This is a genomic window from Pseudoalteromonas sp. PAR1 (assembly GCF_947311895.1).
Lineage (GTDB): Bacteria > Pseudomonadota > Gammaproteobacteria > Enterobacterales > Alteromonadaceae > Pseudoalteromonas > Pseudoalteromonas lipolytica_C.
The window spans coordinates 93370-112302 of record NZ_CAMZMY010000017.1; the positions used below are offsets into that span (position 1 = coordinate 93370).

General features: G+C 42.1%; 10 protein-coding genes. 4 read left to right on the plus strand and 6 right to left on the minus strand.

What is annotated here, in order from left to right; genetic code table 11:
- The first annotated feature begins 109 nt into the window (after positions 1–109).
- The 3 genes from QL229_RS14625 to QL229_RS14635 all read left to right on the plus strand — a co-directional run bounded on the left by QL229_RS14625 (position 110) and on the right by QL229_RS14635 (position 6252).
- Positions 110–1057: a diguanylate cyclase gene (locus QL229_RS14625; RefSeq protein WP_281547108.1), complete on the plus strand. Its 948-nt coding sequence runs from the start codon at positions 110–112 to the stop codon at positions 1055–1057.
- Between the two features lie 42 nt (positions 1058–1099).
- The gene (locus tag QL229_RS14630; RefSeq protein WP_281547109.1) at positions 1100–4618 is read left to right on the plus strand and encodes an ATP-binding protein; all 3519 of its coding nucleotides are present in this window, start codon (positions 1100–1102) and stop codon (positions 4616–4618) included.
- A 128-nt stretch (positions 4619–4746) separates the two neighbouring features.
- Complete coding sequence (locus QL229_RS14635; RefSeq protein ID WP_199527463.1) at positions 4747–6252, plus strand: DUF2235 domain-containing protein; 1506 nt, start codon at positions 4747–4749, stop codon at positions 6250–6252.
- Here QL229_RS14635 and QL229_RS14640 read toward each other — a convergent pair.
- The 6 genes from QL229_RS14640 to arfA all read right to left on the minus strand — a co-directional run bounded on the left by QL229_RS14640 (position 6249) and on the right by arfA (position 16682).
- Positions 6249–7001, minus strand: coding sequence for a transporter substrate-binding domain-containing protein (locus QL229_RS14640; protein ID WP_281547110.1), 753 nt, complete (start codon positions 6999–7001; stop codon positions 6249–6251). The genes QL229_RS14635 and QL229_RS14640 overlap by 4 nt on opposite strands.
- 559 nt (positions 7002–7560) lie before the next feature.
- The gene (locus QL229_RS14645; protein WP_281547111.1) at positions 7561–8388 is read right to left on the minus strand and encodes a MipA/OmpV family protein; all 828 of its coding nucleotides are present in this window, start codon (positions 8386–8388) and stop codon (positions 7561–7563) included.
- Between the two features lie 247 nt (positions 8389–8635).
- The gene (locus QL229_RS14650; RefSeq protein WP_281547112.1) at positions 8636–11269 is read right to left on the minus strand and encodes a glycosyl hydrolase family 18 protein; all 2634 of its coding nucleotides are present in this window, start codon (positions 11267–11269) and stop codon (positions 8636–8638) included.
- Between the two features lie 65 nt (positions 11270–11334).
- Positions 11335–12942: a lytic polysaccharide monooxygenase gene (locus QL229_RS14655; protein WP_281547113.1), complete on the minus strand. Its 1608-nt coding sequence runs from the start codon at positions 12940–12942 to the stop codon at positions 11335–11337.
- A gap of 52 nt (positions 12943–12994) precedes the next feature.
- Positions 12995–16027 (minus strand): glycosyl hydrolase family 18 protein, encoded by a 3033-nt coding sequence (locus tag QL229_RS14660; protein WP_281547114.1) that lies wholly within the window; start codon positions 16025–16027, stop codon positions 12995–12997.
- 463 nt (positions 16028–16490) lie between these two features.
- On the minus strand, positions 16491–16682 hold the full coding sequence (gene arfA, locus QL229_RS14665; RefSeq protein ID WP_054563243.1) for an alternative ribosome rescue factor ArfA: 192 nt from the start codon (positions 16680–16682) through the stop codon (positions 16491–16493).
- A 232-nt stretch (positions 16683–16914) separates the two neighbouring features.
- On the opposite strand from arfA, the gene QL229_RS14670 reads away from it, so the two are divergent.
- Positions 16915–18741 carry a cation:proton antiporter gene (locus QL229_RS14670; RefSeq protein WP_281547115.1) on the plus strand — a complete coding sequence of 609 codons (1827 nt, stop codon included), beginning with the start codon at positions 16915–16917 and terminating at the stop codon, positions 18739–18741.
- Positions 18742–18933 lie beyond the last annotated feature (192 nt).

The following is an 18933-nucleotide window of genomic DNA, read 5'->3' on the forward strand; positions in this document are numbered from 1 at the left end:
TCTAGTCCTTTATTATTGCCATCGCCAATTAAAATTATTTTTTAGCACCTTTAACTATAGGAATTTAAAAAATGCGGCTACGCTTTATACAAAAACTAGAGGAATCATTTTGCAACCTTTGGCAGCCAACGATTTAAAACTTGATGAGTCTGTTATTTTAATAGTTGATGACGAACCAATTAATACAACAGTGATTGAAAGTTTACTTGCTCCGCATTTTAAAACTCTCACCGCCGATTGCGGTGAGAGTGTTTTGCCCATGTGCGAGTCTCACTCTCCTGATTTAATCCTCTTAGATGTTAATCTAGGCAACACAAATGGTTTAGATGTATGTAAGCAGTTAAAAGCACACTCTCAGTACTGTCATATCCCGGTTATTTTTATTACCTCTATCATGGATCTTGAAGCTCAGGATAAATGCTGGCAAGTGGGCGGTGTTGATTTTGTTTCTAAGCCCGTATACGGCAATATCTTATTGAATAAAGTTAATGTTCACTTAACCATCAAAAAGCAAGCTGACCTGCTAAAAACAATGTGCGAACAAGACAGCCTCACAGGGTTAAATAACCGACGCTACTTACAAAGTACACTTGAGCAAAATATTCGTTTAGCAAAACGTTATGATAATCCTCTTTCGGTGTTAATGATCGATATCGATTGGTTTAAAGAATACAACGACACTTTCGGCCACCAACAAGGTGATGAGTGTTTAAAGTTAGTCGCTCAAGAGATTAAAAGAAGTGTTAACCGCTCAACCGACACCACTGTGCGTTTTGGTGGTGAAGAGTTCTTATGTGTATTACCAGATACTGATATCCAAGGGGCTCAGTATATAGCTCATAAACTATTAGCTAATGTCAAAGCGTTAAATATCACCCACCCAAACCCAGAAGCGACAACGGTGTCTATAAGTATTGGCAGCGCTACCTTGCAGGGGCACGAAAACTTAGATTCTGAACAATTGATAAAATGTGCTGACAAAGCACTGTATCAAGCCAAACATCGAGGCAGAAACTGCAGCGTTTGCCTACTTGCTGAAATATCAATCATTGCCTAATCTCAATGTAATCGAAAACAACACCTTCTAACTAAGATTAAGATGATGTCATACAACTTTGTGCGTAAAACTTCTCATCAATATTCAGAAAGTCGTCATCAATTTTATTGGGCTTTTTTATTTATTATGACGGTGTTGTGTTTAGCTATTTTTGTATTTGAACAACAATTAGAAAAAGAGCTAACTACTTCGATTAAATCACGTCTTGAGGATTCAAGTAGTACAGTGAACCTTCAAGTCCAAGAAAATATCAGTAAATACAAAAATGACTTACATTTTCTATACTCCACACCGCCTATTGCAGGACTCGCACGAGCAGCGGCAAATAATGGCAATGACCCCCTCGACAACACGACAACTGCACAATGGAGAAAACGACTTGAAACAATCTTTGTTGCTTTCATACAGGCAAACTCTGAGTTTGAGCAATTACGGGTTATCAGTACTCAAGATGCCGGCCAAGAATTGATTCGTGTTGATAGAGCAGCCGGTGGCATCGTCGTAAAAGCGATCAACCAACTACAGAATAAAAGTAGTCGTGATTACTATCAGCAAAGTGCGCAGCTTTCTTTGGGTGATATGTACCTATCTGCCATTACCTTAAACCGTGAATACGGTAAGCTTGAGTTTCCATACAAACCAATGTTGCGACTTGCTTTACCTATTTTTGATGAAAACATGCAACGTTTTGGTTTTATTATAGCCAATGTAAATACCCAAATTCTGTTTAACTCTCTGTCTGAGCTTGTTCAAACTCCTCTGAGCTTAATTCTCACTGATAATGAGGGTTACTTTCTTATACATCCAGATCAACGTTTTAACTTTAGCCGAGATCTTGCACCTTCGAATCGCTGGGATACCACTTATCAAACTAATACTGAAAACCTCGGTGGCTTAGTGAGTATTAACGCTACCTATGATAATAATAAAAAGAGTGAAGTGCTCAGTCGCAGAATCCCACTTTCAGGTGATACTGAATCAGGCTTTATAACATCTCATATCTTACTCTCCCATGACGACATTGCAAAAATCCGCCTCGAGCGACGGATCAGTACGTATGTTTTCTTTCTTGGTGTTTCACTATTTTTGCTTTTTATGTTGGTGTTTTTTTATCGAAACCTCAAGCGCAATCAAGAGCTTGCTCAGGCAAGAGCCGTATCATCCGCTATAATTAGTGGCTCTAAAGATGCAATCATTAGCATAAACAACAAAGGGGTTGTTACCAGCTGGAATAAAGCAGCAACAAATTTATTTAGCTTTCAACGAGAGCAAGTACTCGGCACCGACATTAATACACTTAAACTTTTGCCAAATATCGATATACAAAAGGTATGTACCGAGTTAAGAGATAGTCGCAAGCGATATGAAATTGACATTGATTTTACACCTCAGTCACAGACTAGCTGTCACTTAACAGTCTCATTTTCTGCCATTATTAACGAGCATCAACAGCAATGCGGCACAGCAATTATTATTCGAGATAACACTCTCGAAAAAGAAGCTAGCAACAAAATAAAGCAAGCTAACAATGAGCTCGAAGTTAAAGTTGCAAAAAGAACCGCACAACTTGAAAAAGCCAGCCAAGTTAAAAGCGCCTTTATCTCTAATATCAGCCATGAAATGCGTACACCATTAAATGGTATTATTGGTACTCTGAATTTAATTAAACGCGAATCACTTAGTAATCAACAAAGGCATTATTTAGCAATGACTGAGGTAAGTGTGAATAACCTCAACGTGTTAATAAACGATATTCTCGATCTATCTAAAATTGAAGCAGGCAAGTTAGACCTTGATAAAAAAGCGTTTAATCCTATTAAGTTTTTTGAAAGCTTAGCTGGCAGCATGGCCGTTAAAGCACAAGAGAAAAACTTAGAATTTATATTAGACATCGCCGATGTAGAATTTAATTCTATCGTCACTGACCCTCATCGCTATTCACAAGTACTAACTAACCTTATTAATAACGCGATTAAGTTTACCAAAACTGGGTATGTTAAGTTTTCAGCATACACCCGTACCATTGATACAAACACCGCCGTATTAACATGTACTATTAAAGACTCAGGCTCAGGTATTCCTGACGAACATCAAAGCAAGTTATTTAATGCATTTACCCAAGCAGATAGCACCATTGCATCACAATATGGCGGTACGGGGCTTGGGCTTTCAATCTGTAAGCAACTTGCCAATTTACTCGATGGCGAAATAAGTTTTGAGTCAATCGAAGGACTAGGTAGTACATTTGAGTTTTCGATTCGCTTAAAAATTAATGACGTTCAAAAATCCCCTAGCAATCAGCGTTTAAGTGGCAAAACATTTGCACTTTTTGTTAAGCACCCAGAGCTCGAAAGTAGCATGGCCAAACTCATAAACGTGTATGGCGGAGAACTATCCAATATTGACATTGAAGACTTTGAACTCACTAAGAGTATGCCTTTCGAAACCCTTATTTTAGAACCCGGAAACCCACTATTAGCTAAGTTAGATAGTTATTGTGAAAATGAATGTTCAAGCTCATTACCATTTAAATTAGTTGTGCTAATAAATCCTACAGAACCACCCCCTCAGGCAAGATTTTGCTCTTTCACACGACTATCTAAACCAGTGCTTATTTCTGAGTTTTTACTAAAACTCGCCGATGAACGAGTTGCACAAGATCTGAGTGTGCAAAATCAAAAACGTCGAGATAGCGATGCGCAAACACACATTGACGCCAGCGTCGAAGGTGCAAAGATACTTATAGTCGATGATAACGAGATAAACGCAGCAGTTGCTAAAGGTACTTTGACAAGTCTTTCACTTCGCTTTGAAGTGGCTTCAAACGGTAGACAAGCTGTAGATATTTTGGCAAATACAGATGTAAATGATCCTTTTCACTGTGTGTTGATGGACTGTCAAATGCCCGTATTAAATGGCTATGATGCCGCCACAGAAATTAGGAATGGAGCTGCAGGAGAGCATCATATTAATATACCTATTATTGCTATGACGGCAAATGCAATGTTAGGTGAACGTAATAAATGTCTAAATGCAGGAATGAACGACTACATAACTAAACCCATTAGTGCTGATAAATTAATCATGACAACAGCAAAATGGATATCATCAGTGTTTCCTAAACAGCCACACCCGAAGAACAAAGCTCCCGAAAATCAGGCGCAAGTTACCACAGCACCAGAACATAGCGAGCTAATTACCGACGAAAAAATTCATTGGAACAAAGAAGCTGCCCTTGCCCGGTTGATGAATAACGAAGTGCTTCTTAATAAAGTGTGTAAGATGTTCTTAGACAGTTCTAATGAAAAAATAACGCAGTTAATCACAGTAATTAAAGAGCAAGATTATCACGGTATTGCCACAATAAGCCATGCCCTAAAAGGCACCTGTGGTGACGTTGGCGCCACTAAATTACATCAGCATTTTACAGAGTTAGAAGTACTCGCTGCTAGCAAAGGAAATACCCTTAAAGATATCCAACATAAGCTAATCGATATCGAAAAAGATTACGAGGTATTACTCAGCATATTACAAAGGCACACCATAGCGAGAGTAAGTTAATAAATAACGATAAAAAAATACGGGCTTTGTCAGAACAAAGCCCGTATTTTTTTATCGCGCTATGAATTTGTCTTCTAATTTTAATAAATGCTCTGTATGTTATGACAAACCACTAAAGGAATGACGCTATGAACGCTAAAACGCTGATTTTCAACTTTGATGGCACGGGCAGTGAGCCTCGTGATGCAGAACAATTTAGTGCCGCACACTTCAAAGAAGACGCCAGTATCTCAAATATTCTCAAACTTCATTTACTGTTTGGCGGTGCACTAAATAGTGAACCTGAGACCCCCTTCCCGAGCCAGCTTAGTTTTTATTACCAAGGTATAGGTACTCAAGGTAGTCGCTTTAAGCGTTTATTTAACCAAGCCTTAGCTCCTAGAGGTGATGACGTTGCCAGCATTTTAAACCGTGCAATGAATGACTTTAAAAGCTACTACGCTGTGGGTGATAAAGTTTTATTAACCGGTTTTAGCCGCGGTGCGGCTCTTGCGCGACGCTTTGCAAAGTGCCTTGAACCACTGATCAGTGACGACGTATACCTTTGTGTATTTGACACTGTGGCATCAATTGGTTTTTCAAAAGTAACTAAAGCAACCCGCGGTGCAGAGCACGTTATTTTTGAAAACTACACGCTAGCAAGCAATATAAAAGCAGCCCTTCATTGCGTGGCTCTTGATGAAAAGCGCCGTGCTTTTGAGCCAACATTAATTAACAAAGCCCCCCATGTTGAAGAAATATGGTTTGCGGGAGCTCATTCAGACGTAGGTGGCGGTTATTATCGTGATGGATTAGCAGATATTTGCTTACGTTATGCCATTGAGTGGTTGATTGAACAAAGTGTCTCACTTAATCTACTGACAAGCGCAGAAATAAACTACAACAGTTTGCTCCCAGCTGAGCATCGCAATTTGATAGCGCAAGATGATGTGACAGTAACCCCAGATCCGCTTGCTCTGAGCCATCAGCAAAATTATTTTTGGTTCAATCCGTTATTCAAGCTTGTAGATCGCGAGTGTTGCGTGTTGGTTGATAACGAACAAAGCGAACACCCACCTACTATTCATTACACGGTTGCAGAACGTATCAATCGCTTAACAAGTTACCGACCTGAATCACTAAAGAGCCTTAATTATGATGTACTTTACAGTGATGAAACTCGTTTAAGTTTTACAGGATTAAGCCCACATATTGCACTTGATAAACAAAATATGACGGTACTTAGCATAGATGAAAGTAAAGATGTATTTGTGTATGGCGCCGAAAAGTACAATCATACAGGCTTAATGTTAGAGCAAGGTGGTACCTATCGATTCACTCCCTACCCAGAACAAATTTGGTATGACGATGGTATCAGCTGTGGGCCCGGCGGTTGGCATCGCGACAATATTCAACTTGGAGTGAAAGAAATTCCAATGGCAGTGCTTGAACCATTTAGACGTTTGCCACACGCACAATGGTTTGCGCTGATTGGCGCAATAGACAACAACGACGAAAACTTGTTTGAGATTGCCGAAGGTGCCGATATTCGGATTGCAAAATCAGGCGAGTTTTGCCCTTTTGCCAACGACCTAAACCGCTTTTATGGTGCAAACGCGGGCCGCATAAAACTTCGTGTTACGCGTTTAGGTTAATTTGTAACATAGCGAGCGATAATTTCTTTTATCGCTTGCTTATTCGACACAATTGCTTGGCTAATCGCAGCCCTTTCATTAGCATCCAAAGTTACTTTACTCAGCATCAAATACACATCGTTATTGTGTATTATATAGGGGTGAAGGGCGATACCACTGTATTGATTATTTTGAATTAAATAAAGCCCTGCTAATTCGTCATCAATAAAAAAATCAACCCGCTTAGCGCTAAGCATAGCAACGCGCTGACGTAACGAAGGAACAGTGATCAGCTGCGATTTATATTTTTCCACAGTACTAAGGTGTGAAAATTCGGGGCCATAATAACTACCGCTGTTTGATAAGATAATTTGTTGTTGTTCAAGCAAGCCTTGCAGATCAAGCTTTTCTAAAAATGGTTTCGGATACCAAAATAACCGCATGACTTCTAGACGATAAGGCTCTGAAAAATAACTAAATGCATCTCGTTCTTTGCTATAACTCGCCGCAGGCAACAGATCAACATTGCCATGCTTTAGTTCAGCAAAGCCCCGTTTTGACGAAGGCATAATGACGTATTTAGCGCAAAACCCAGCTTCTTTAAGTACTAAGTTAACCACATCTATATCAATACCTGTGAGCTTTCCATTTTGCGTAAAAGTATACGGCGCCCACTGCTGACTAATTCCCACTTTTAAGGTTTTATCGCAGCTAAAAGCCGAGTTGCTTACTACAGCAACAACAAGTAAAAACAGCGCTTTTAACCCCATCAACCCACCTTAGCTTAACTACCTACAGACCGCTTTATTCAAGTATGGTTGATAATACCTGAAAGACCAGTGTATAAAATAAGAAAGGGAAAGTTACTAGTTTCAAGATTAGAGCATGTAGTAGCGATTTTATATCGCGTTTTATGTGTTTTTCTTGTCTCGCAAATCGCGTTAATCTTCGCGGTATAAAGCCTCTGCTACGTGGGTGTAGTGCAGAAGCTCTCTTGCTGTGTCTATGAATAGGAAGGGCTTCATCCGACAGGCTGCGATGAGCACGAAGCAGACATAAAACCACTTCTAGTAAAGTGTTAGCTGTGTTTATCAAAGCCGAACCAAGGTTTCTATTTCGGGGTTTATTTTGCTAATAATTAGGTGTTGTTTTTAATCGAAACAGTTAGCTACACTTTTTACGATTTTAAGTTAGCCTTAGGTAGTGTAAAAAAATATGTGAACGCAATGAATGGTCATTTCATTGCGCTCAGAGGGTGGCAATATGGCTTAGCATTTACCAAGGTAAGCTGTTGGCTTACCTAGTTCAGTTAATAAATATGTGGTTAAACTAAAACTTATAAATAACCCCAACGCCCACTTCAGCTTCGTAATCACTGCGTGCTATAGGGCTATCTCTGACTTCACTACTAAAATACTCGAATAACGCTTCACCATAGATTTGCCAATCACTGTTGAGATTTTGTCGATAATTATAATCAATACCAAACGAGCGCAATCCACCACTTAAATTTGTTTCTTCTAAGCCTGATGACGCTGATTGCATAGCATCAACACCAAAGCCATTATTGGCGTATTCGCTGTCGTGTACTACAAACACAAGATTGATTTCAGAGCCTGTGCCGTCCTTTTGTTCACCGAATCGACGTCCAACACCAAATAAGGCTAAATTGCCGTTTTCATTGGCAACGAAACGACTAACTAACCAATAACGCCAATCTTGGGTAAATGAGCGGCGAGCTTGTAAAACTAGTTCATACCCTTCTTCTTGATTACCAAGGCCATCTAATCTGCCATCGTCAGAATCACTTTCTTCTCGACCTTCTTCAAATCCAATCAAAGCATCTAGCAGCCATCGATCATTAAGTAATCCTCGCCAGCCAAATGCTTCTCCTGCAAAGTAATAAATATTATCACCACTGCGCCATTGCACGGCACCGGCTGGCTGTGCCTCCAGTCCAAATTCATCAGATCCTTCGTAAGCAGATTCATATTCTAACCCCACACCTAAGCCAAATGCCCAGCCATCTTCACCTTTGGTGAAATCATCAATAGATGGAAGGGGAACTAAAACTGTCTTATCTTCTTGAGCTAATGCTGTGTTATTAAAGGTAGTGTGTATAAGCAATAAAACGGCTAAATATATAAATTTTTTCATGGTACTTATTCTGTTTATTAAATGGGTTGTTACATAAACAATTTTACGAATTAGCTTAGGATATGGTTCATAAATAATTTTGTATTTTTTCTTCTAACCCGGCAGCAAACTCGTAGCAGCACATTTACACCCCGTCATTAGCTCTTTTATCGCATCTCGCTAATTGCTACCCACAAAAAAGCAGCCATACGGCTGCTTTGAAGGGAAATCACATTTTAATGATGGGCATTAAATGTGGTTATTACACTTAAAGTGCTTTCCATACATCCGCGACACCTGGCTCGTCTCCTTGAGTCCACCATTTCGCTTCGTATTTATTGCCTTGGTGAGTGACTTGGTCGCCACCGTTGTAGATACCCGCCGCTTGCCACACAACATTACCATTACCGTCGGTTGGTTGTGAACTTGCTTCCCATGGGCCACCTAAATCAGGGCGATCACCTTGTGTCCACCACTTAGCTGTGTACTCTACGCCGTTGTACGTTACTTTATCACCACCTACATAGATTGCAGTATCACTCCAGCTGGTTTCACCATCTGGCGGAGTTGTTGTGCCAGAATCTGTCACGGTGGCATTAAAGCTCACTGCTGTTGCAGTTTGACCATCACTTACCGAAACCGATACAACATAACTAGTATCAGCATCAACGCTGCCCGCTTGTAAACTCACATCAGCTCCTGAGCCCACTAACGTTAAGCCTGCTGGCACTGTCCAGCTGTATGAAAGCGCATCGCCATCAGCATCAGATGCCGAAACCGCTACAGCCACACTCGCCTCTTCTGCCACGGTTTTATCTGCAATTGCCGCAACCACTGGTGCTTGGTTCTCGCCTGTTGTTGGTGCTACAACATTCACTGTAACGTTACGGCTTACACTTGCCTCGCCATCGCTCACAGTCACAGCAACCGTGTATTGCGTATCAGCAGTCACTGATGGCGCTGTGATAACAAGGGTATTTGAATTTTCACCCGTTACTGTTAACGCGCTGTCAGCTGTCCAGCTAAAGCTTAGCGGATCGTTATCCGCATCAGTTGCCGATGCACTAACAGATACACTTTCGCCCGCATTAACAGATACGATGCTTGATACAGATAGCACGGGCGCTCTATTGCTAGGCTCAGTGACTGTGCCGCCAAGTGCTTCGTGCATGGCGTTAAGGATATCACCATTATCTGCGTCAATTTCCCATGCAAACAGGCCGCCTAGGTTATATTGATTAACATAAGCACCTTTTGCTAAAACTGATCGACGGTTATCGTATGTAATTAATTTACCGTTACTACGGTTCCATACATAAGCGGCTTCGGCTTGTTCGTCATAACCAGTTTCAAAGCCGTTGATGCCATTTTCTGCAGCGCCCAGCATGTAGGTTTTAATGCCTTTATAATCGATAACACCGTCTTCCCATACACCTTGCGCTGTAGTGCCTTTTAGCTTGCCATTACCGGGGGCTGTCATTGGGTTATCAGCGATAGTCGCGTTTTCTGGATAAACACCTTCCCAGCCACGACCATACATAGCAGTACCTACCACGATTTTCTTCGACGGTACGTTTTGCGCAAGTAGATTTTGCACTGCGTTATCGGTTGTGTAAGCAGGGCCTTTATATGGAACGCCTTCTTCATCAACACCTGTGCCATCACACTGACCAACACGGAAATGCGATGAACAATAAAGCGCAGCCTGATGGCCCGTTACATTACTCCATGCACCATAATAGTCGTAGCTCATTAAGAAAATGTAATCCATATATTGTTGAGCTTGTGAGTAGTCGACATCTTCAATTTTGTCGTAACCTGCACCAATCGCTGATGTTAACTCATACTCACGGCCTGTCTCGGCTTCAAGCTTATCAAGCATCGCGCGCAGCTCTTGCATTAGCGCTACGTATGCTGGGCCGTCAGCAACTGGGTCGCCTAAGTTTGGATTAGCACCCTGACCACCCGGGTATTCCCAGTCAATATCAACACCGTCGTAGAACTTCCACGTTCTTAAAAACTCTTCCATTGATGCCACAAACGTGTCGCGATTGGCTTTATCGGTAAAGTAAGCAAATGGATCTGATAAAGTCCAACCACCTACTGATGGTAAAATTTTCAGATCAGGATAACGCTGCTTTAACGCCATTAACTGCGAATACGTACCACGAATTGGGTCATTACTATCAACACCTGGTAGCGCTTTTTGAATCGCAGCCCATGGGTCGTGGATCACCACTTCAAAATCTTGCGAGCCTGCACAGGCAGTATTTAGCGCGTTTTTAGGCCCACCTGTTAACGAGTCATTAGGTCCACAAATTGGAATAAATCCATACAAGATATGACTGAGGTTTTGCGCTGGAATATTGGTTACATCATAGTCACGGCCATAAATACCCCACTCAACAAAGTAGGCACCGGTTACAAGACCGTCTTTGGTGCCAATATCTTGGTTGTTTGGATCATAATCCATCGGTAATGGCGCTAAGTGACCGCCATCTGTATCGGCAATAACAATTGGCTTACCTTCACTGCGAGCACAGGTAGTACCGCCTTCACATAGTTCTAAATATAATGTGTGACGACCGGCTTTATCATACGGGAAGCTAATAACACCACTTTTGGTGCCTGCTGCAAGTGACCCTTCATTAACCAGCATATCATCGAAATACACTTTGTAGCTGTCGCCGCCATCCCCACTCCATGCGTTCCATTCAATGCTGATGGTGACTTCATCTACACGGTTCACCAAGCTCTTATATGAACCTGTACCCTCAAGATCAACCTCAACAAATGAGTATTCTTGTGGCTCCCAAATAATGGTTGGTGTTGAAGGTGCTGCATTCGCTGCACTTGCAAAGAGTGCAACACCAATGGCTGCAGTTAATTGTTTTATATTCATGATTCTCTCTTATCTGTTTTTATATAGCGTTACGCTGTTATTGATAAAGTTTGAACTACAAAACTTTAGATTTCTGTCCATACTTGGCTGGCACCCGGTACATCTCCTTGGGTCCACCACTGCGCTCGATAGCGCTGTCCTTGATAGGTTACTTCGTCGCCGCCTTGATAGGCTTTGCCGCTTTTCCACTCGATTGATGCACTGCCAGATTCAAGCTGCCATGCATCACTACTGTCTGGTTGTGCGCCTTGGTTCCACCATTTCGCACTGTAGATTCCGCCGTTAAAACTCACTTTATCGCCCGTGTTGTATTGGCTTGTGCTATTCCAAACAGGCACGCTCGGATCAACAGGGTCAGGGTCGATTACAGTGCTATTAAGTACAGTCACGGTAAAACTTACTTGGCTTGTGAGCTCGCCATCTGACACCGATACACTCACGGTGTAACTTGCATCAGCATCCACAGCAGGGGCAGTTAGCGTGATGTTGGCATCGCTGCCCGTAAAGCTCAGTGGTGCAGGAATATCCCAGCTATAAGTTAATGTGCTTTGTTGATCATCAAAGGCGTGCAGGTGTATCGCGGTGCTGCTGCCTTCTTCGACTTGAAGGTCATCTGGTTGATGAATAATCGGCGCGGTATTGTCAGGTGCAGCTTGTACGCTTAATGCAAAGCTGTAATTTGTATTCGTTGTAAAGACTTGATTTATCAATAAATCTGTAGCATCAAAGGCAATATCTCCAGCGCTATTTTGCACGCCAATATTAACTAAGTGCGCGTAATTAAGGTTTAACAGCGCTGCAAATTCAGCCTGCCAATTAGCTTGATTATCAGTTGTGATCTGCATTTGTTGAGTAAGTAACTCTTGACCATTTTCATCAAATAACCGCGCTGACACACTACCGCCAACCTCGCCGTTTTGTCCTTGACGAACAAAGTAGCTGATTGCTGTCCAATCGGTTGGCTCTGTCGGGGTCGCATCGTTGACAATATTAATATCGCTACAGTTGTAGAAGCCTTCGCCACCGGCATCATCTCGTTGCCAGCGCGTGTATAAAATGGCATCGCCACTGCGTCCTTGTGGAATCGATACGCTCATTTCATAGTAACGGTCGTTGTTAGCGTCAATGCTAAAATCAACATTGCCGTACTCTTCAACAAGCTCTAGATCATCCCACGTAAGCACTTGAGTCGCACTATCAAAGCCCGGTTTTGTTAAATAAAACTGCCAGAAACTTGGGTTATGCGGCGTACTCGCTAAAAAGCGCACTAAAATATCACCATTTGCATTAGGAATAACCTCACTGCGTTGCCAATGCGCTGAAGGTAAATCCATACCGCGTTTTTCTGGGTCGCCTGCGGCACATAATCGGCCATCAGGTACACTTTGTTTTACTGCATCAAGGTTTGTGTATTCAATGGTATTAGCTGAAAATTCAATGTCTTGCACAAACTGTACATGCCCTGCTTCAACAAATGCTGCTCGACAAGCAAGGTTAGGGATCCCCGTGCCATCAGCAGGCCACCAGTACCCGCCATCAGCATTACAAAATGCTTGGCGTGCCTTTGGGCTTTCTAAGAATCCGTGGGCATTCACATGGCTTGATGCACAGGCAAGCAGCATGCTGGTTGCCACTGCCGTTAGAGACAATGCCTTTGATTTCATTACTTTCATTGTTGTTCTCGCTGTAGAAATGCGGAGCAAAGTGCTTGCTCCGCTTAGTTGGTTAAAGCGTGCAACTCACCGTCCAGTCAGCCGATGTGCCTGGCTCTGTGCTCGTCCACCACTTTGCTTCGTAAATCACGTTGTTGTGATTCATTAGGTCGCCGCCAACAGCATGGCTTGGATTACCAGCCCAATCCGTTTGCGGCCAATTTGGATACACAGGGATGCTTGCTACATCAACACCATTACAGCTTCCCTCGCCACCCGTATCACCACCGGTGTCACCGCCAGTATCACCACTGCCTGCGGTGCCATCTGGTAGCATTGGGTATTCGTATTTGAAGGCGTAAGTTTTGCCATTTTTCTCAATCGTGAAGTTAGATGGCCCCGTAATTGGCATGTAGTACATAACTTGCGCCTCAACGGTTTCACCAGTGTTAAATGACTTTTCGATACCGCCCCACTCATTCACTAAGGTGATTGAAAAACGATGGAACTCATTTTCAAAGCCACCGATATTATCGCCAGCCGCATTAGAACCATTCGCTTCAACAGCCATGCCGAGCTTTTCTTGTGCATTCCAATTTGATTTGAAAATTGCCGAGGTAGAAACGGGCACATCAAAGCTGATTTTCGCGCCGCTTAAGTCGATACCTGAGTTATTGGTGAATGCGAATGTAGGTGAAATTGGGTAGTTATCATCACCAATTGGGAAGTCTTTCACCGTAAAGCTTACGTCAACCGCTTCGCTTGGAATGGTAAAATCAACATTACCTTGATGAGTGTTATAAGCCACACCACTTTGGTTAAATTTATCGTAAGCAAGTGTGGTTAAGCTTGAGCCCATGAAGTACTCACCTTTCGCTGAGTCATAATCATAGTCACCGGCAAGCTCCCAGAACATGATGCCGCCAAGGCCATTGTTGATAACATAATCAACTTTGGTTGCCATTGATTGCTCATCTTCAATTGATAAGAAAACCTTTTTCTCTGCATTCCAAAGCCATGGAGCAACCGCTACATCATCATAGAAACGTGTGTAAGTACCTGTTAATACATCGTCTGCATCGGTTTCTGGCGTTAGACCATAGATTTCAAGGTAAGATGGATTAATACCATTTTCGAGGTTTTTCGCATGCCATAGCGGGTTTGAACCAGCTGGCATTTCTTCACCCACATCGTTCTTATCGTGCCATAGGTTATCTATGCCAAGTGCACCATTACCGCATTGGTTTTTCTCACCAACGCCAGTCCCTTTCGCACATTTTGATTGATCGGGTAGCGCTGCTTGGCCCCATAAACCATTAGTACCACCCGACACATCTTTAAAGCCACGGGTGTAATATGGAATACCAATATTGATTCGACCCGCAGAAACCGCGCCGCGGAAGTAACGCACAGCCCAATCCGTATTTAAGTAGCCAATACCTTCAAACTCAGCGGTGGTATAAACGCCCCATTGCGCTAATTCAGAATCAAGGCCAGTATCAAACAAGGCTGCGTTGTGGCCTACATGTGAATTCCATGCACCATGTAAGTCATAAGACATAATGTTAACGTAGTCGAGATACTTCACGCTTTGGAATGTTTCCATGCCACGTAATAAGTAACCTGAAGATGGCGAAGCAATCGTTAACAAGTAATGCTTACCTGCCTTTTCACCTGCAATATCAAGTTCTTCACGAAGTTTTTGCATCAATACGCGATACGAGGCATTAAGACCTGCACGACGCGCATTAGAGATAGGAAAATCATCAGGGTGGCCTGAGTCATTCATTGACGATGGGTATTCGTAATCAATATCGACACCATCAAAGCCGTAGGTTTCGATAAATTCAACGGCACTTTTCGCAAAGGCATCAATTCCCGCTTGATTCACGGAGCCATCGGCATTGGTTGTCATCGTGTAGAAACCACCGCTGTTTACGCGAGTACCGTCTTCACCAAAATAACCGCCAGTTTCAGCCCAACCACCTACAGAGATTAAGGTTTTTACATCTGGGTGTTGTTTTTTAAATTTATTGAGTAAGTTAAAATGACCTGTGTAACTAAAGCTTGGATCCATTTCAGCGCCTGTAACGCCCGGCCAAGTCATGTTTGTCGCAGGGTTGCCAACTGCATTTGGATCACCAATCGAGACCTTGTTATTACCATCAACATGCGCAAAGGCATAGTTGATATGGGTGATCTTGTCCCAAGGAATATCATTCACTAAGTAGCTTGGCTGACCATTTGCACCATTTCGCCAACTCGTAAAATAACCAATAACTCGACGTGGATGATCGGCGCCCATTTTCTCACGGCCATTTTCATCATACACGCTACAGTATGGGGTATTCACACCCGGTGTTTGGTATAAGCCTTGCGGTTTACAATCGCTGCCAGGTTCGGTTGCTTCAACAACATTCACAACTTTGCTTTGTGTACCCGTCGCGCCTTCGTTATCGGTCACCGTTAAGGTAAATGAAAATTGTCCAAGTGCTGGAGCCTGCCACGTATAACTTGAAGAAGCAGCACTGGCTTGATGAACTTCAGTGCTGTTTTCAGTTAACGATAACGCAGTTACTTGGCCATCGCTATCAGTGCCAGAAAGCGCAAACACCACACTGTCACCCACCGTTACTTGTGATGGTAGTGAGCTAAATTCAATGCTCGCCACGGGCGCTTGGTTAACCGGCTCTACGTCATCAGACACACTCACTGAATGTGCAACCGCTGTAGAGGTTAGCCCTAAATCATCCGTTGCGACCGCATTTATGACAACGCTGTCACCTCTAGTAAATAAAGAACCTTCTACTGGTGTTAAGCTGCTAATTTGAGGTGCTTGATTTTCGCTGACAACGCTGTCACAAGCGCCCAATAAACGCCACTCTTGATCGACACCAGAGGTCTCCACAGGATTGGTTTGCGTCCACCACTTCGCTTCATAAGCGCTACCTTGTGCTTGAACCTGATCACCACCAACATGAGTTTGCCCTTGTTGCCACACTTCTAAGTTGCTGCAATCAATCGCAGCCTTTGCTGTAAAGCCGTATAAACCTAGCGACAGCGCACTCAGTTTAAAGGCATTTTTTATTAATTTATGCGAGCTCATTCGCTCCCTCCGCCCAAAGTTTTGATAACATTTATTTTACAAATCCAACTTTAAAGTAACACAAAGCACTATCACGTCAAGCTCAAAATTACCCATAAACGGTAAATTACCAGTTATTTTTTATGTATAATTTAATGAAAAACACTAAAAAAGAATTAATTATTTATATCAAACAGCAAAAAACAAACTGATTCTACAAGGCAAAAGTGAACATAAAATTAACAATAAATTAACCACAGGAAGTGCAGCACATCTGGATTGTATGAAAAACAAGCAAAGCTTGTGTGAGGAAAAACAAAAATAATTGAAGTATCTATTTTAGGTATATAACGAATAAATTAGTTTTTAGATAAAAATTTCTAAAAAAATTGACTTAATATTATTCTTAACGCGAATTTTAGGTAAAAAAAAGCAAACACTGAGTGTTTGCTTTTCACAAAAATCCTATTTGATCACAACTTAATTAAGCAGCGATTAAATAGGACTCTCGTCCTGCATGTTTTGCCTTACGTTGATAAGCACCTTTACCTTTTTTTGGTTTCTCTACTTTTGCTGTAAACAGCTTAGATGTCACCATTGCGGCGTACACATTGTCGTTAATTACACCGCGACCAGTATCAACTTGGCCTTGTGTGCGTTGTTTCTTTTTGCTCATTTTTTGCTCCTATTAAATGTGTTGCGAGTATATACCTAGCCAAACTCTACGCAAGCGATTTTTAAGAAAAAACAATGATTTTTTACCCCTCACTTTGTCTTAAGCACTTTTACTAAACATCATGCCTTGTTGTCATTTTATAGACTAAATTCGCATTTTGATTGCATTCACTACCTAACTGCTGGCAAAACTAGCAAAAACAACCATAGTTAATTAAAAAAACAGGATTACGATGACTGACTTTCTCTTAATCGCCTACATTTTTCTTCTGGCCGGCATTATTGCCGTGCCTATTGCAAGTAAATTAGGGCTTGGCTCTGTGCTTGGCTACTTACTCGCAGGTATTGTTATTGGGCCAACACTGACATTTTTAAATGTTGATGTGATTGCCATCCAGCATTTTGCTGAGTTTGGTGTGGTAATGATGCTATTTATTGTTGGTTTAGAGCTTGAACCCAAAGCACTTTGGTCAATGCGAAAACAGCTTATTGGTCTAGGTGGTGGGCAAGTGATTTTATCTGCTGCCGCTTTTACAGGTATAGGCTTAGCGTTTGGCCATGCTTGGCAAACAGCTCTTACAATAGGCTTAATATTATCGCTTTCATCTACCGCGATTGTGCTGCAAACGCTTTCAGAGCGCGGGCTGTTAAAGTCAGATGGTGGCCAAGCCTCATTTAGCGTATTACTCACTCAAGACATAGCCGTTATTCCTATGCTTGCGTTTATTCCATTGCTTGCTTTACCAGAATTAGCGCCCGCAATTGCAGATACAGCCCATGCAAGCGAAGACGCGCATGCTGGTTTAAGTTTAGTGGCAAATCTTGAGGGCTGGCAAGCTGCGCTGGTAACCTTGGGTATGATTGCACTAGTGATCTTTGGTGGTAACTACTTAACCGCAACGGCTTTATTCTTTGTTATTGGTATCGCTTTGATGATGTCATTGGTTGGCTTATCACCTGCGCTTGGCACTTTTTTGGCAGGTGTTGTGCTTGCAAATTCACCTTATAAACACGAACTCGAAAGCAATATCGATCCCTTTAAAGGGCTATTACTAGGTCTATTTTTTATTACCGTTGGTGCGAGCATCAATTTTCAATTACTCGCTGATAACCTCGCTACTATTGTGCTATTAACTGGGGCACTGATTGTAACTAAAACAGCTGTGTTGTTAATTTTAGGCCGTATTTTTGGGCTTAGGGGCGCATCACTTTGGTTACTAGCGCTGGGGCTTGCGCAAGCTGGTGAATTTGGTTTTGTATTACTTGCTTACAGTGTGTCTAACAATGTATTGGCAGCAGCCCTTGCCGACCAGTTATTACTAGTTGTGACCTTATCAATGCTGCTCTCACCGGGCTTATTTATTCTGTATCAACGTGTGATAGCGCCTCGCTTTATTTGTGAGCAAGCCAAGCGAGATGAAGAAGAGTTTCCTGATGATAGCCATGTGATCATTGCAGGCTCAGGCAGAATGGGTGGCCTTGTTGACCGTATTTTGCAAGCAGGTGGATATAACACCACCGTAATTGATTATAATTATAAACAACTTGAAGCACTTGAACATGTTGGTATTCGTAACTTCTTTGGTGATGCAACTCGTCCAGATTTACTCAGTGCAGCTGGCATTGAGGATGCAAAATTACTAGTTGTAGCACTTGATGATGCCGAGCAAATAACTAAACTCGTGCGTTATGCTATGCAAAATTACCCGCATTTACATGTTGTTGCCCGTGCAGTAGACCGTCACCATGTGTATGAATTATGGACATACGGTTGTCGCGATATTATTCGCGAAACGTACGACAGCACTATGCGGATGGGCCGTTCTGCTTTTGAAGCGCTTGGTATTGAGCGAGAAAAAGCCCAAGAAATGGTCGATATCTTCAGTGAATTTGATAAAGAGATGCTTAGAGAAGCAGCAGACGCTTACGAAATAGGCGTACCGTTTGAAGAGAACCAAGCCTATATCGATTGCATTAATAAGCTGTTTGAAGAAAAAGAACCTAAAATAAAACAACAAATGCGCGAGATATGCGAGCGAGTTGTTAGTAGTTCGAAATAGCAAAAATATTACAATTATGGAGGAGGTGTTTTCACTTCCTCTTTATCTTCTCATTAACTTCTCTTTGTGAAAATAATTTGAACCACAGAGATGTATGGACTCCCCTCCCACAGGGGGGTAACGTAATAAGCGACAAAACTTTTACAAAAGGAATCCATACATGGTGAATCTTAACGTTATTGCGATTGATTT